The 15,591-nt window shown below is 38.0% G+C and carries 16 protein-coding genes; 1 reads left to right on the top strand and 15 read right to left on the bottom strand.

Features of this window, described 5'->3' with window-relative positions; translation table 11 throughout:
* Positions 1-273: 273 nt before the first annotated feature.
* Together LBQ60_16135 and LBQ60_16130 are read right to left on the bottom strand one after the other, a co-directional pair.
* Positions 274-717 carry a hypothetical protein gene (locus LBQ60_16135; protein MDR2039452.1) on the bottom strand — a complete coding sequence of 148 codons (444 nt, stop codon included), beginning with the start codon at positions 715-717 and terminating at the stop codon, positions 274-276.
* A gap of 4 nt (positions 718-721) precedes the next feature.
* Positions 722-1,867 (bottom strand): hypothetical protein, encoded by a 1,146-nt coding sequence (locus LBQ60_16130; protein MDR2039451.1) that lies wholly within the window; start codon positions 1,865-1,867, stop codon positions 722-724.
* Positions 1,868-2,814: 947 nt separating this feature from the next.
* Here LBQ60_16130 and LBQ60_16125 point away from each other — a divergent pair.
* Positions 2,815-3,324, top strand: a complete 510-nt coding sequence (locus LBQ60_16125; protein MDR2039450.1) for an O-acetyl-ADP-ribose deacetylase — start codon at positions 2,815-2,817, stop codon at positions 3,322-3,324.
* 27 nt (positions 3,325-3,351) lie between these two features.
* Here the strand turns inward: LBQ60_16125 and LBQ60_16120 are convergent, their stop codons facing one another.
* The 13 genes from LBQ60_16120 to LBQ60_16060 form a co-directional block, all read right to left on the bottom strand.
* Entirely contained in the window at positions 3,352-3,636 is a 285-nt protein-coding gene (locus LBQ60_16120) for a hypothetical protein (GenBank protein MDR2039449.1), read from the bottom strand.
* Between the two features lie 4 nt (positions 3,637-3,640).
* On the bottom strand, positions 3,641-4,822 hold the full coding sequence (locus tag LBQ60_16115) for a hypothetical protein (GenBank protein ID MDR2039448.1): 1,182 nt from the start codon (positions 4,820-4,822) through the stop codon (positions 3,641-3,643).
* A gap of 210 nt (positions 4,823-5,032) precedes the next feature.
* Positions 5,033-5,500, bottom strand: a complete 468-nt coding sequence (locus LBQ60_16110) for a DMP19 family protein (protein MDR2039447.1) — start codon at positions 5,498-5,500, stop codon at positions 5,033-5,035.
* Between the two features lie 5 nt (positions 5,501-5,505).
* Positions 5,506-6,486 carry a hypothetical protein gene (locus LBQ60_16105; protein ID MDR2039446.1) on the bottom strand — a complete coding sequence of 327 codons (981 nt, stop codon included), beginning with the start codon at positions 6,484-6,486 and terminating at the stop codon, positions 5,506-5,508.
* 170 nt (positions 6,487-6,656) lie between these two features.
* Entirely contained in the window at positions 6,657-7,256 is a 600-nt protein-coding gene (locus tag LBQ60_16100; protein ID MDR2039445.1) for a hypothetical protein, read from the bottom strand.
* Positions 7,253-8,281, bottom strand: coding sequence for a hypothetical protein (locus LBQ60_16095; protein ID MDR2039444.1), 1,029 nt, complete (start codon positions 8,279-8,281; stop codon positions 7,253-7,255). The genes LBQ60_16100 and LBQ60_16095 overlap by 4 nt, the downstream gene beginning before the upstream one ends.
* A gap of 216 nt (positions 8,282-8,497) precedes the next feature.
* A complete protein-coding gene (locus LBQ60_16090; GenBank protein ID MDR2039443.1) occupies positions 8,498-8,821 on the bottom strand; it encodes a hypothetical protein in 324 nt (107 codons plus the stop codon).
* A gap of 41 nt (positions 8,822-8,862) precedes the next feature.
* Positions 8,863-9,258 (bottom strand): hypothetical protein, encoded by a 396-nt coding sequence (locus tag LBQ60_16085; GenBank protein ID MDR2039442.1) that lies wholly within the window; start codon positions 9,256-9,258, stop codon positions 8,863-8,865.
* Positions 9,255-10,421, bottom strand: coding sequence for a hypothetical protein (locus LBQ60_16080; GenBank protein MDR2039441.1), 1,167 nt, complete (start codon positions 10,419-10,421; stop codon positions 9,255-9,257). The genes LBQ60_16085 and LBQ60_16080 overlap by 4 nt, the downstream gene beginning before the upstream one ends.
* A 200-nt stretch (positions 10,422-10,621) precedes the next feature.
* Positions 10,622-11,065: a DUF4304 domain-containing protein gene (locus LBQ60_16075; protein MDR2039440.1), complete on the bottom strand. Its 444-nt coding sequence runs from the start codon at positions 11,063-11,065 to the stop codon at positions 10,622-10,624.
* Positions 11,066-11,076: 11 nt separating this feature from the next.
* Positions 11,077-12,009 carry a hypothetical protein gene (locus LBQ60_16070; GenBank protein ID MDR2039439.1) on the bottom strand — a complete coding sequence of 311 codons (933 nt, stop codon included), beginning with the start codon at positions 12,007-12,009 and terminating at the stop codon, positions 11,077-11,079.
* A gap of 263 nt (positions 12,010-12,272) precedes the next feature.
* Complete coding sequence (locus LBQ60_16065) at positions 12,273-12,992, bottom strand: hypothetical protein (GenBank protein MDR2039438.1); 720 nt, start codon at positions 12,990-12,992, stop codon at positions 12,273-12,275.
* Positions 12,992-15,591, bottom strand: a 2,600-nt coding sequence (locus LBQ60_16060; protein MDR2039437.1) for a hypothetical protein, incomplete at its 5' end; no start/stop codon positions are given. The genes LBQ60_16060 and LBQ60_16065, both read right to left, overlap by 1 nt.

The following is a 15,591-nucleotide window of genomic DNA, read 5'->3' as shown; positions in this document are numbered from 1 at the left end:
CGACGATACAAAATTTTCGGATAAAATTTCAAGAATTCGGATTTTAGGGATAAAGTGCGTAATTAGACATATTTCCTGTGAAAGCATCCTTTCACCGAAATAAAGCCAGTTCAGGTTATGCTCTATCTGCAGCTCCTTCCTGCCGTATTTATAGAAATTACGCTCATTGAACGATACAGGCAGTACCTAAATCAGATATTTTCAAAGAACAAAAGATTTACAGTAAAAAACTGCAAACTATATAAAATTTAATTATATCATGCTTACACCAACCTATTCACATTTTTCAAATGCCTTTTTCAATGCTTCCGATAAGACTTTTAAATCAGAATTCGCTGGTAAAGTAATCTTATATTCAGGTACTTTATTCATAAATCCTCTCCGACCTAAATTAACCATCGAGGAAAACTCGATAGTATCATCTTTTTTTAATACATTAACTAAAAGACTATTGGTATATAAGTCTTTGTTTCTCTTTAAACCCGCTGATTGTAAAAGCTCTTTATTCGAAGCATCCCAATCGTTGGGACGAGGCAATCCTGTCTTTGAATAACTTAGCACATGTAAAAGCTCTTCTATGAGTTTTTTATCAGTAATATCCGTATCAAACCAAACATAGGGTGGAGTAGCAATACCACCTCCCATACTTAGAGTTGATATACTGTGAATAAGATATTTTCGTTTAGCTACAAATAAAAAAATAGAGGCTCTTTCCATTTAATTAATGAATAAATCTTATTATAAATTCAATTCCTTGACTTTTTGCATATTTCATTGCTTTACCTATTTGTTCCCATTGTTGTGCTGTGGCTCTTCCAGGTTGAATGGCTACATCCAATGTTTTACGTGTAAAGTCAACTCCTTCTAACACGGTAAAATTTCCTCTTTGCCCTTGTGTAAAATTACTTAATTTATTTACATATCCTGTCAATGTATTTAATAGTCCATTTCCTTTATTATATGTTTTTGCCGTCAAATCAACACTTTTGATACTTGTTGCTACTCCATTCTGTAGTTTATCTATAACAGGAAAATTCTTGGGAAGATTACCGCCAAGCGACTTTTCTATGGATAATCCTCGTTCAAGAGCATTCAAAGACCATACAGACTTACCACCGGTTCCCATTCCGGGAAGAAATTGTTTGCTGTTATTAGCTGCTGTTGCGCTTCCTGCAAAACTTAATCCTAAAATAGTTCCTACGTTTTCAGGATTGTATATCTGCATCATGGCCCAACCTTTGTATTGCTTTTCCGTATCAACCTGAATTCCTGATTCAGCTGCCAATTCATAGGTATAATTACAGGATGTCAGGACATCCTTGATATCGCCTATAGAAGCATCATCACCGGCAAGACGAATATAACCTATCTTAAAAAGATCTTTGTTTCCCGGTACATTTACTATTTGTCCGTTATGCAGGTTGAAATACCAGTCGATCGATTCGCCATTGGGGTCGATAAATAAAACAGGGTTATTTAATGTATGTGCGTACGGACTCCAGTCATAATAATCTTCCGCCAAGGGATCAACCACCCACCACCTGCCGGCGGTATAATCAGACATCCTGTTTTCGTGGTCGCCCCAGTTCAGGTTATGCTCTGTCTGCAGCTCCTTCCTGCCGTATTCATAGAAATTACGTTCATTGACCGATACAGGCATATAGCTCATATCCATCAGCATACCGAACGGATAATAATGGTTTTCCTCCAGTACAGGGCCGCTGGTATGCCTTAATTCGATGTTATCAAAGAACACGGGTGTCTGAGCATCATTGTAGGCGAATACTTCCAGGTAACCGCTTTCGGTGATCACCATCTTATCGCCGGATAACACCTGTATCCGGTTGATATTATCCGAAACCGGCAATACTCCGGTATTGGCCTACCTGCATCAAATCGTTATTTTCAAAGAACAAAAATATAATTCGCAAACATACGGATAAGTTTTCATTACATTATTATACATGCTGTAACAAAACTTAACTGATTTATTCTTTATCGAAAACAAGCGTCACCCAACGAGGGTTGGATTATCGGCTTTGTCGTTACTTGCAGTGTTGTTGTTTCTGTCAGGCTTTGAACTTCTTAATACCGTTTCATGTTTGGTGCAATTTTCTTTGTTCTGTATGAATTGTACCGTGCCCATCACCACCTTTCCATTCTTTAGCAATTATCGCTAAAGCAAAATATTGTGTTAGCTTCGGGACAGATCTGCATCTTCAGATTTCTATCATCGTGAAGAGAGCAGCACAACATTCTATTTCTTTTCAACTGTAAATCACAGTGTTCCTATATGCTTAATATACTCAACTATGCTTTTATTTCGCTTATCTTCATTGACTGAAAGATATTTTTTACTTTTTACTATATGTAATTTATTTCGCAAATATCATTAACTATTTCTTATTTGAACAAATAACATCTTACTTTTCTATGAAATAAAGTTCTCTTATATTTGTGTTTTCATTGCATTGTTGATTAGATATGAGTGATATAACATTGAACATCGGAGGCAAAATAAGCACTCACAAAAAGTAAAAAAGATGGTCGCAAAGCAACTTTGCTAAAAAGATTGATGCTTCCTGTGAGATTATTGGGAAGTGTGAACGCAATAAAAATTTACCATCCATTGAAATAATTAAATGTATTGGCACTTCTGTGTATCTTTTAATTGGAAAAGGTGAAAATGCTTCTTATTACAAATAATCGATGGAACGTATAAACAATGGATACTGATACCAAAAGTGTTCTATGCAACGTCATTAATATCTCTATCCAAAATTTTAAAACAAAACAAGCTTTTAGAAAAATTTTATGATTGAGGTTTTAAAGGGGGATATTACAAAAATAAAAGTTGATGCCATTGTAAATGCCGCAAACACATCTTTACTTGGCGGTGGTGGTGTTGATGGTGCGATTCATAAAGCTGGTGGCAAAGCTATTCTTGAAGATTGTCAAAAAATACGGAGTAAACAAGGCGGTTGCAAAGTCGGGGAAGCTGTCATAACAACGGCTGGAAAACTGCCCGCAAAATTTGTTATTCATACTGTCGGACCTGTTTGGAATAATGGCAAAAGCAATGAAGAAAAGTTACTGTCAACAGCATACTTCAATAGTCTTAAGCTTGCGGCAGATAATCATGTGAAATCTATTTCTTTCCCCAATATCAGTACTGGCATTTACAAATTCCCAAAAGAAAAAGCAGCTAAAATTGCTATCAAAGTTGTATCTGATTTTTTGAGTACAACAAACGATTTTGAAAAAGTAATTTTTGTTTGTTTTGATGAAGAAAACTATAAAATTTATTCTAGCCTTATAAGGTAATTGATCCCCGAAAATCTAGACTTTATTCTATAAAAACTCTTCTAGCTTTTTAAAAGCTTCCTCTTTCTCTCTTTCTTGATGAGGTTCTAATAAAATATTAAGCAACTCATTTCCACTCTCATAATCTACGAGATGGATATTAAGCCAACCTAAACTCCAAAAATCAATATTTCCACCCTTATTATTTCCCTCAATCTCAAATCTTTCAAGATTTCCAAAATCCCCATCTTGAAAAACTGAATATTCTATTTTATATTCTTGACTCAATAGAGGAATAAATTCATTTTTAAACCAAATTTTATCTTTTTCCATAACTCTATTTTGTTTTAAGAATAGGTGATAAGTTTTGATATTGTGGCAACAATGGGCCTCCTTGCTTCTGCAAAAGATATTGCTGTGATTTACTTGCATTAGGGCCAAGCATTTTAAACCAACCTTGCTTACCTCCTTGAAGCAAGCTATTAGTAGGAACTTGAAACTCTGCATAAACAGATCCTCTAGCTGCTCCTGAGAACAAGTGTGAACCTCCTTGTGTTACAAATGTCTGTCCTCCTGCTCCCTCTAAAACCGTTGTACCGCTCTTCATTGCTGCATATTCCCTTTTGGACATCCAACGTCCAACAGTTGTCACTTCCGTTGTTCCTCCCTTAGCCGCACTTGTTGTTGTCTCTGCAACTGTATTTTTTGCTGTTCCCTTCGCGACATTGGTTGCTGCGCCTTTACCTACATTTACAGTAGCTGTACCGGCTACAACAGGGATTGCAAGTGCAAGTGTATTTTCAAACATTTGCGGTGATACCGCATCTTTTAACTGGTCGACAACAGGAGTATGCAGATGGTAATCTATTCCGGCTTCTATACGGTTATAAATGCCACCTCCTATACCATTTACAAGACCGTTTGATAGATCCTGTGCCGCAGGAACTACGCCTTCTGTGACTAACGTATTTAAGACGCCAACGCCTCCAAAAAAAAGATCTGCTACACTATTTACAATATCTGTAGCAAAATTTGGGATTGTTTTCAGGTAATCCCAGGCGGAACCGTTATACGGCAATTTATTAAACGGACCCATTCCATCAGGATCAACAAAAAGCAGCGGATTATTGAAGCAATAATTATACGGACTCCAGTCATAATAATCTTCTGCCAAGGGATCAACCACCCACCATCGGCCGGCGGTATAATCAGACATCCTGTTTTCGTGGTCGCCCCAGTTCAGGTTATGCTCTGTCTGCAGTTCCTTCCTGCCGTACTTATAGAAATTACGCTCATTGACCGCCACCGGCATATAGCTCATATCCATCAGCATACCGAACGGATAATAATGGTTCTCCTCCAGTACAGGGCCGCTGGTATGCCTTAATTCGATGTTATCAAAGAACACGGGTGTCTGTGCATCATTGTAGGCGAATACTTCCAGGTAACCGCTTTCGGTGATCACCATCTTATCGCCGGATAACACCTGAATCCTGTTGATATTATCCGAAACAGGCAATACACTACATCAAATCTTTATTTTCAAAGAACAAAAATGTAATTCACAAACATACGGATAAATTTTCATTACATTGAACATACACGCGTTTCTAACAAAACCAACTGATTTATTTCGAAAACATACGTAGTACAGATACCCAACGAGGAAAATCAATACGCTTATCACCTTTATAGGAATTATATTTCTGTTGTCTCATTTTTTACCCCCCTAGTGGCCTTGTAGGTAGTTTCCTAATAATTGTTCTATATCTTCGCTTACATCTGCAAAATAAATACTATCTAATTTATCTAAAGAATCAAATAAACCATCTTGAAAAAACAATTGTGTAATTTCTTTATTTAATAATTGTTTTCTAAAAACTTCATCAGAACTATTATCGATATTTACAATTTTCCAAGCATCTTTTAGCAATTCTGCTTTTTTTAATGCCCCTATTGTTTTAAGTGCATTAATCGTCTCTCTTGCAAATTGTCCATACCCATTGACAAAGTATTGATGGAAACCACCATTAAAAATTTGATTATGAAATACGATAACTAGGTAAGTAATTTGCAAATGGATTGGAAGTCCAATTACATAATCATACCATTTAGTATTTACCGTATTAAACCATTCTTCCCTTATGCCTATTACTGCTTCGGCATATTTTTCCTCTATAATTTCTGAACTATTCATAATTTTTATTTTACAAATGCACTTGGATACATCGATTTATTTATTTGAATTAGTTGTTGTAGAGAAGTATTTGGCACATTTGGATACACTCGTCTTAATTCAAAAATATCTCGCGCTAATATTTGACGTGCATTTGAAAGGCCTGATGTTTCTCTTGATAAAACTCCTATCCCTTGCGTATGTCCTAATTTAGGCACTAAGATTGATGGTGCTGTACTTGGATTATATCCTGGAATAAACTTACTCATCAAGGCCTTTTGTCCTACATGGTGGGCATCCAAGCCTACTTCAACACCTCTAAGTGATTTATATGTACCTACTTCATAAACCCGACTACTCGTCTTAGCCGCGCTTGTTGTCTCCGCAACTGTATTTTTTGCTGTCCCTTTCGCTACATTAGTCGCAGCGCCTTTGGTCAGGTTGGCAACTGCTGTACCGGTAATAACAGGCACGGCTATCGTAAGGGCTGTCTCTATACTCTGGGGGGAAAAGGCATTCTTGAACTGTTCGCCAATGGGGGTAGTGGAATGATAATTGATTTCTCCTTCTACAAATTGGGCAACTCCATTCGCCATTCCTTTGGCTTCACTGGCCAGGGCTGAACCATAACCGGATAAACCTTCATGGTAGATCACAGAAGCGGTGGCTGCGCCTCCTTTTATCAGGCCTACCGCTCCATCAATCAATCCGTTGACCAGATTGGTTGCAAAATTAGGGATTGATTTCAGGTAATCCCAGGCCGAACCGTTAAACGGCAATTTATTAAACGGACCTCTTCCATCAGGATCAACAAAGAGCAGCGGATTATTGAAGCAATAATTATACGGGCTCCACCCATAATAATCTTCTGCCAGAGGATCAACCACCCACCACCTGCCGGTGGTATAATCAGACATCCTGTTTTCGTGGTCGCCCCAGTTCAGGCTCATTTCTGTCTGAAGCTCTTTCCTGCCGTATTTATAGAAATTACGCTCATTGACCGCCAATGGCAGTACTTAAATCAGATATTTTCAAAGAACAAAAGATTTACAGTAAAAACTGCAAACCATGTAAAAGTATATTAAAAAGGTAAAATTCAATAGCTTTTCGTTAATTTACGATTAAGTATTACATTAAATTCGCAAATTAATAAATTAAACATTTTTAATCACATGCATTATAAACCTTTCTTAGAATCGTTATCTATAGATTCAGATGAATTTAGATTTACCGGGTAAGCATGAATAACTTTGCCATTATAACAAAATAATATTAAATAATCATTTTTTACGACTTCCTGACTGTTAAATTTTGATTTACTACACTTTTCAACATCATAATCCCTTTCAATACAACGATAAAACATTCGACTATTAAACACCAAATTATATATTTCTGAAAATGAATATCCTCTTATTGAATAATCTTTTTCACGAAGCTCAGTAATCACTCTTATTTTATTATTGCCAGAAAGGCAGAATTGTTCATTTAAATTTAGTGATTTTAAATCATTTTTTTTCTTTTTGTTAAATACTATTTCAAAATAACCGAATTGTCTTTTTCCACCGGCATATGGATTACAAGTCCCAAAGGACAAATCGCTTTGAGTATTATTTATCGCATAAAAAGTAAAACTTATGCTATATGGTTCATAAAGGATTGTATCATTTTGAATATATTGATTGCAATCAATATAAACTTCTTTAAGCTCTATTATCTGTCCATTTATATTATTGTAATAACAGAAAACTAAAATTAATATTAATAATTTTTTCATTCTTTACCAAAGTGTTTTTTAAATAAAGTTGGATTTTCGTAATGCATAAATTCTCTTACACGTAATAATATCTCATCTTGCCGCCATTTAGGCAAAAATTGAAATGTAGGATGTTGGACTTGTAGTAGATAAGCTTGCCAATGTGTACCACCAAGACTATTTCCACCGGAATATCCCTTATTTCCATGGCCATCATACTCATGAACTCCAAGACTATTTTGAATGAGTTCTACAGTTGTCAAATCATTCAGGTTTGATCCGGAAACAGCCGTAATTTTATATTTACCATCTTTAGTTTTACTAAATCCAAATCTTAAGTAATCATCAGGATCGTTAAATCCTTTCGTTACAACTTCTTTTCCATTCCAAGACCTTTCTTCCAAAATAGATACCTTATTGTTGTACAGCTTCGAAAAATCAACTCCTTCTGTTCTCAACATAGCATGGGTATAAATATTTGATTCAGCTTCAGCTGTTAATTGAACTTCTTTTACAATCTTAGTATCAGTATCACTCTGAATATCTCCTGATCTAGCTATTCCTTCTTCCGAATGTTTGGCAAAAGCTTCTTTAGTAGTAATGAATATATTTCCTTTATAGCCTTTTTCATCAATACCTAAGAATATTCCCTTTATATCGAAATAGGGACTTGCTCTTCTTCCGTCCGGATCAATATATTTTAAAGGATTACATAATGCATAATTAAACGGACTCCAATCATAAAACATCTCTGACAACGGATCAGGCGCCATCCATCTTGGCCCATCCAACATTCTAGCGCCAAAATCCAATACATTCCAGTTTAGTTCCGGCTGTAATTCTTTACTATTGTACTTATAGAAATTACGCTCATTGACCGCCAACGGCATATAGCTCATATCCATCAGCATACCGAACGGATAATAATGGTTTTCCTCCAGTACAGGGCCGCTGGTATGCCTTAATTCGATGTTATCAAAGAACACGGGTGTCTGCGCATTGTTGTAGGCGAATACTTCCAGGTAACCGCTTTCCGTGATCACCATCTTATCGCCGGATAACACCTGTATCCGGTTGATATGATCCGAAACAGGCAATACACTACATCAAATCTTTACTTTCAAAGAACAAAAATGTAATCCGCAAACATACGGATAAGTTTTCATTACATTATTATACATGCTGTAACAAAACTTAACTGATCTATTCTTTATCGAAAACAGGTGTAGTCACAGAGTACGTCCAACGAAGGTATAAAAATATCAATCAATATAATTACTTTGAAAGTCATAAAGAATATATTTAATATTATTTCCATTATCAAGTTTAAGTTTAGTAAAAGTACCATTTGTAGTTGTCATTTTCCACATTTGACCTCCTGGATTTGTCCACTGAATAGGAGCCTCTTGCAAACCTGATAATCTAAAAGCACCTAATCGCCTATTGTCAAGTGTCCATACTTTACCATTCGCATCTTTCCATACATTCATTCTGAGGATTTTTGGATTCAGAGTACCATTTGTCAATGCTTCCGCATTTCCAAGAACTGTGTAATTTCCAGTTGTGTTTTTGATACTACTTTGCATAAAATGAATTCGTTTGGGTTCATTACTCCCTTAGCTGCAGCCTAATCAAATACTATTCTGTCAGGATTATATACCTTATTTATTTCAATTTCTTCACAAACAAAATTGATACTATCATTTTCATAATCTTCAATCTGAAAATTAATTTTCTCCAAACCATTATTCGAAATATCTAAAATATCTAAACCTGAAATCTGGTGCAATCCTGCACCATTAAAATCTAGTTTCAAACTTGATATATTATTGAATATTATTGATACTTCGAAAAAATCTTTCGAAGTATCTGGCCATCCATTTACATTTTCTCTCAATTGGCAATAAAAAACCATTACTAAATTTTGAGTTGACCATTCAAGAGATTTTATGAAAGCTATATCTGAAGGTTTCCAAGTATTATAAATACTTGTAATTTTTTCTATATTTTTTATCTTTTTCATTTTCCAAAAAAATTAAATACTGATTCTTTTCCAAAACTCGACATCGGACCAAATTGATATTGATGCAAATGAGGTATACTGTGGTTTAACGGTCTCATATGATTTGAAAAATCTACTCTATATATCTGACGTCCAAAGTTATCATATATAACCCTTGAACTTTCTATCTGTTTTGTTCGACCACTTTGTCTTAACCAATCCAACCTTGTAGTACCCGGAGTAACTTGTTTAGGAGCGTAGTTCTGCCAAAATTTAGTGTATCGAGCAGCTTCACTTGCTTCCATCATAGATCCAAAGCCTTCCCCCTTAGCAGCACTTGTTGTCTCCGCAACCGTATTTTTTGCTGCGCCTTTCGCTACATTAGTCGTAGCGCCTTTGGTCAGGTTGGCAGCTGCTGTACCGGTAATAACAGGCACGGCTATCGTAAGGGCTGTCTCTATACTCTGGGGGGAAAAGGCATTTTTGAACTGTTCACCAATGGGTGTAGTGGAATGATAATTGATTTCTCCTTCTACAAATTGGGCAACTCCATTCGCCATTCCTTTGGCTTCACTGGCCAGGGCTGAACCATAACCGGATAAACCTTCATGGTAGATCACTGAAACGGTGGCTGCGCCTCCTTTTAACAACCCTACCGCTCCATCGATCAATCCGTTGACCAGATTGGTTGCAAAATTGGGGATTGATTTCAGGTAATCCCAGGCCGAACCGTTAAACTCAAATTTCTTAAACGGACCCCTTCCATCCGGATCAACAAAGAGCAGCGGATTATTGAAGCAATAATTATACGGACTCCAGTCGTAATAATCTTCCGCCAACGGATCAACCACCCACCACCTGCCGGCAGTATAATCAGACATCCTGTTTTCGTGATCGCCCCAGTTCAGGTTATGCTCCGTTTGCAGCTCCTTCCTGCCGTATTTATAGAAATTACGTTCATTGACCGCCAACGGCATATAGCTCATATCCATCAGCATACCGAACGGATAATAATGGTTTTCCTCCAGTACAGGACCGCTGGTATGCCTTAATTCGATGTTATCAAAGAACACGGGTGTCTGCGCATTGTTGTAGGCGAATACTTCCAGGTAACCGCTTTCTGTGATCACCATCTTATCGCCGGATAACACCTGAATCCTGTTGATGTTATCCGAAACAGGCAATACACTACATCAAATCTTTATTTTCAAAGAACAAAAATGTAATTCACAAACATACGGATAAATTTTCATTACATTAAATATGCTCGCGTTTATAATAAAAATTAACTGTTCCTATGACTTAATCCATAAAAAACAGCAATTTAAATTTCAAAGAACAAGCAATAATATTTTAAGGGATAATTTCATTTTTGGGTTTATGTTTACTCCAAATTAAAATGTCTTTTAACAATTAAAGGGATATCATTGAGATGTGGACGTTTCTTCAATTCATTTAATAATTCATCTTCTGTACTAACTAAATTGATATTTTGAACTAACTTTTGGACTAACATTTTTTTTAGTTCATGTGACCTATCATCATCGGATATAGTATTCTCAAGATTTAATAATTCATCAATTTTTAAATTTTCTGTTTTGTCTAAAGAAGCTACTCTCTTATAAATATGCATCATCATACCGTCCAAAGGAATTGAATTTAAAATATATCCATAATTAATATAAAAATGATTACCGAATTGTGATTTTTGAAGATTAATCATTTTAGTAATTTCATGACCATTGAAAACCCAATAATTCCCCTTTCTCTTAAATCCAGCTGGTATGAGTATCTCGCTCAAAATATTTATTAATTCTTTTTTTTCCATTACAATAATTTTTAATAAAAGTCTAAAACTATATTCCAGTTTCCACCATATTGTTGTTGAAAAAGATTCTGATATTTATTTAATTGCTTCCATCCTTGTTGTATATTTCTTGGATTATATGGCTTTAATTCATAGATAGTTTTAGTGCCAAAATCAACAAAATCCGGACGTATTCCTTTGACACCAGTAAACTCTTTAAAAGTAGTTACTTTATTCTCTAGTCCTAATTTATACCCCTTATGCATCTGTTGTCCAAGCTGTAAACTGGACTTGGTATATTGAGGTGCTGTCTTAGCCACACTTGTTGTCGCCTCCGCAACTGTATTTTTTGCTGTCCCTTTCGCTACATTAGTCGCAGCGCCTTTGGTCAGGTTGGCAGCGGCTGTACCGGTAATAACAGGCACGGCTATCGTAAGGGCGGTTTCAATACTCTGGGGTGAAAAGGCATTTTTGAGCTGTTCACCAATGGGTGTAGTGGAATGATAATTAATCTCTCCTTCTACAAATTGGGCAATTCCATTCGCCATTCCTTTGGCTTCACTGGCCAGGGCTGTGCCATAACCGGATAAACCTTCATGGTAGATCAATGAAGCGGTGGCTGCGCCTCCTTTTATCAGGCCTACCGCTCCATCAATCAATCCGTTGACCAGATTGGTTGCAAAATTAGGGATTGATTTCAGGTAATCCCAGGCCGAACCGTTAAACTCAAATTTCTTAAACGGACCTCTGCCATCCGGATCAACAAAGAGCAGCGGATTATTGAAGCAATAATTATACGGGCTCCACCCATAATAATCTTCTGCCAACGGATCAACCACCCACCACCTGCCGGCGGTATAATCAGACATCCTGTTTTCGTGGTCGCCCCAGTTCAGGTTATGCTCTGTCTGAAGCTCCTTCCTGCCGTATTTATAGAAATTACGTTCATTGACCGATACAGGCAGTACTCCAGATCAGTTTTTTCAAAGAACTAAAGATTTACAGTTAAAAACTGCAAACTATGTAAAACTATATCAAAAAAGACAACATCCAAAATTTATTCGAAGATATACGAATAGATAATTATCTCCCAAAAAAGATAGATTTTTAAGATAAATAAAAATCTATGATTACATATTAAGCTTTCATAAAATTATACATCATCATATTTATACATACAAGATAAGATATTAATCTACTAGAAATAAAAACAGTATTTTCCTTACAATCAATCTATCTGCTTTAATTTAAATTGACCAATCTGAACTGATGCTTTTCCTGTTGTCCAAAGTAATCCATCTTTAATAATGATTTCAAATTTATCTTTCTGTCCACACAAAAATGAAGCTGCCGAACCAAATGGTATTTTAAATTTCAATTCTTCCCCTGAAATAAGACCTTTCAGACCTGTAGTGATAAAAACATAATCAGTACCTTTTTGTGAATTAAACCATTTTTCATTGATTGGTAAATGGAATGCATGATACTTAAACCATTTATCATAGCATTTTTTTAGCTCTTTTGTCTGGCCATTCGAAAAATGAATGGTAAACTTATCAATTTTACTCACCATTAGAGTATCTACCTTAATTGTAAGTGTATCGTCACTCGGTGACTTCATATAGAATTGACCGACTGTCATTATTACAAATGCTCGAAATAACGTATCATTTATTTTTTTGATTTTCCCGATATGTTCTGCATATATGCTGTTCTCATTTCTTTCATAAATGAAATTTATGGTACTATCCTTATTAAGTCTAAAAGTACAGCCATAACTTTTCATTTTATCACTGGAAGTTCCGACAAAAGTTTGTCCTGATAAAATCGAACTTGTAAGGATAAATGTCAATATAAATATTGTCTTTTTTAATGTATTGAATATCATGGTGAAAATATTTTCAATTAAAATATTGGTATTTTGAAAGTCATCTAATTCAAAAAACATTATCGATTTCTTTGTACTCTAGTTACTGTGAATTTTCTATTTTTTTCCCAATGATGAGAATAACCGCTTATACTCTTTGATGAAGGTTTTAAGAGGTTACTTGAAAAGTCACTCGCATTTGCTCTATTTGTAATAGCATTTTCCATAAATGTAAAATTACCACCATCCTTAGGAGTTCTCCCGGTTATGGTTACATAATGGTTGGTACCCAGCTGATCCGTACCTCCACCTTTATAACTAACACCAACAACTATTGCATTCCCGGCTTCCAGTTGGCGATTGATATAATCTACCGATAAACCATTATTTAATGATGTCGATGTATTGGCATTATATGATTTTATAGCATTTGCGGAAGTTACTCCACCACCTAGCAGGGTTGTCCCTAATTCTTGCGCCTGGACATTGGCCAGTTCGGCACAATTGGTATTCCTGGGATTGCCGAAAGCGTCATTTCCAGGCAATGCAGGATCCTCCCAGGTAAAAGTATGATGCATATTACCGTCAAATAACTGGATATCCGTATATACCCACTGGGTATGTTGCGTACCACCGGCATCACTGATATGTTGTCCCATATTCAGGTATGTTCCTCCATTATAATCAATAGCCGATATATTGGAATAACTCTCACCTAAATAACTAAAATTAAAGGTGCCGTCAGAATTGGAGGTCATACCCGAACTACCTCCAGAAGAAGAAGTAGTGATACCACCCTTGCTGATACCGGTTACCCCAATAGAAGAAGGACGGAAATTAGCCATCAATACTTCGTCAAATCTAAGGTATTGCAGTCCCCAAAGATCTATACCATCGATAGGGCGGTTTTCGGCATAATTATAAGGACTTACCCAGTGGAATTTATCTGCTAACGGATCGATACTGATAAAACGGCATATTTGAGGGTCGTAATTCCTGAACCCGAAATCCAATACATTCCAGTTCAGTTCCGGCTGTAATTCTTTACTGTTATACTTATAGAAATTACGCTCATTGACCGCCAACGGCATATAGCTCATATCCATCAGCATACCGAACGGATAATAATGGTTTTCCTCCAGTATAGGGCCGCTGGTATGCCTTAATTCGATGTTATCAAAGAACACGGGTGTCTGCGCATCATTGTAGGCGAATACTTCCAGGTAACCGCTTTCTGTGATCACCATCTTATCGCCGGATAACTGCTGGATACGGTTGATATTATCCGATACCGGCAATACTCCGGTATTGGCCGCCACAATGTCCAGACTGTTGTTGTACAGTACAAAATTCAGGCCGGAATCGGGTTCAGGGGAATCGTCCTCTTCATTTTTTTCCGGCAACTGCGCCAGTGCTGCAGAGGTACTCGCCGTAGCCCCCAGGTCGGCTGCCAGCGAGCCGAACTCTCCTGCCGGAAGGGCGGTGGTTCCCGTAAAAGCGGCTATGGCGCTTCCCACCACCGGGGCGATGTTCAGTCCGCTGCCGGGCAGGCTGCTGTCCATATTGTAAAAGGCCTGCGCGGAAAGGGAAACGGTATCGCCTGCCATGACCTGCAGCATCACCGAAGGACCGCGGCTCTTGCCGGGCACTTTCGCCAGCTTGGTATTCAGCGGGTTTTTATCCGGGTAATTGTACGGCCGGTCGGCGCGGGTATTGTCTACATTTTCGAAATACCGGGTTTCTTCTGCGGCATTGCTTTCTTCCATACCGGCGGTATAGACCTGTGTACCGGACTGTCCGGTAGTGAGTACCACCCGTACATTGCCCAGATGGTCGGTGATAAAATAATCATAGATCCAGTCGTCCCCGCTTTTACGGATGCGTCCTTCTGGCATGGTGATGAATTTCAGTTCGTCGCCTTCGTATTCGAACCCGCCGATATAATGGCGGTGGGTATTGCCGAAGCTTTTCTTCACCCGCTTCCCGGTAGCGTCGTAGGTATAAACGAGTTCCCGGCTGCCTTTGGTCACGGTTTGGGGCAGGCTTAAATGGTTGTAGGCGACGGTTACTCCTTTTTCCCTGTCTTCGGTCATCCGCCCGGATACATCGTAGAGGTATTCCTGCGCCAGGTTCACGCTGTCCTTGTAGCCCAGGGGCTTTAACCCGGAAGTGATCCTGTCGGTGATGCGTATCAGGCGGTTGCCGTCGTATACGTACTCCAGGTCGTCGATGGGCCCTGCCTTGCCGGAGCGTTGCAGGCTGAGGATATTGCCCATGATATCGTAGGAAAGGGCTTCGTTGTACCTGCCGGGCATCCGGCTGTAATCCCGGTTGTTAAGGGTATCCCGCCCGTAGGAAGCCAGTACCAGCCGGTCCATTACATCGTATTGGAAGGCATAGGCGTGGCCGGCTACCGAGGAAGCGGAACTACCTTTGGCCTTGGTTTTACAGCGCATACCGGCAATATTCCCGTTGAACTGCGCCGGGGCGGCTACTCCTCCGGCTGTAGGGGTATCGTTATAGATCAGCCGCATGCTGAAAACATCGTTTGTTTTCCCGCCCGGGTTATCGCCGTCGTTCATCGTCAGCAGCCACCCGCGGATATTGTAGGTGTAATCGGTCTGCTGCAGCCAGTTGCTCCCGCCGGTATTATGGATGTTCTTCCGTACCGTTTGCCCCA

Source organism: Bacteroidales bacterium (genome assembly GCA_031275285.1).
In the GTDB taxonomy this organism is placed as follows: domain Bacteria; phylum Bacteroidota; class Bacteroidia; order Bacteroidales; family UBA4181; genus JAIRLS01.
The sequence above is the reverse complement of the archived record's forward strand: the minus strand, read 5'-3'. Positions and strand labels throughout refer to the sequence as shown.

Excerpts from the sequence above, each read along its gene's own strand:
- LBQ60_16135 (MDR2039452.1), bottom strand. The coding sequence starts at position 717 with ATGGAAAGAGCCTCTATTTTTTTATTTGTAGCTAAACGAAAATATCTT.
- LBQ60_16125 (MDR2039450.1), top strand. The coding sequence starts at position 2,815 with ATGATTGAGGTTTTAAAGGGGGATATTACAAAAATAAAAGTTGATGCC.
- LBQ60_16120 (MDR2039449.1), bottom strand. The coding sequence starts at position 3,636 with ATGGAAAAAGATAAAATTTGGTTTAAAAATGAATTTATTCCTCTATTG.
- LBQ60_16110 (MDR2039447.1), bottom strand. The coding sequence starts at position 5,500 with ATGAATAGTTCAGAAATTATAGAGGAAAAATATGCCGAAGCAGTAATA.
- LBQ60_16100 (MDR2039445.1), bottom strand. The coding sequence starts at position 7,256 with ATGAAAAAATTATTAATATTAATTTTAGTTTTCTGTTATTACAATAAT.
- LBQ60_16095 (MDR2039444.1), bottom strand. The coding sequence starts at position 8,281 with ATGGTGATCACGGAAAGCGGTTACCTGGAAGTATTCGCCTACAACAAT.
- LBQ60_16090 (MDR2039443.1), bottom strand. The coding sequence starts at position 8,821 with ATGCAAAGTAGTATCAAAAACACAACTGGAAATTACACAGTTCTTGGA.
- LBQ60_16085 (MDR2039442.1), bottom strand. The coding sequence starts at position 9,258 with ATGAAAAAGATAAAAAATATAGAAAAAATTACAAGTATTTATAATACT.
- LBQ60_16075 (MDR2039440.1), bottom strand. The coding sequence starts at position 11,065 with ATGGAAAAAAAAGAATTAATAAATATTTTGAGCGAGATACTCATACCA.
- LBQ60_16065 (MDR2039438.1), bottom strand. The coding sequence starts at position 12,992 with ATGTTTTTTGAATTAGATGACTTTCAAAATACCAATATTTTAATTGAA.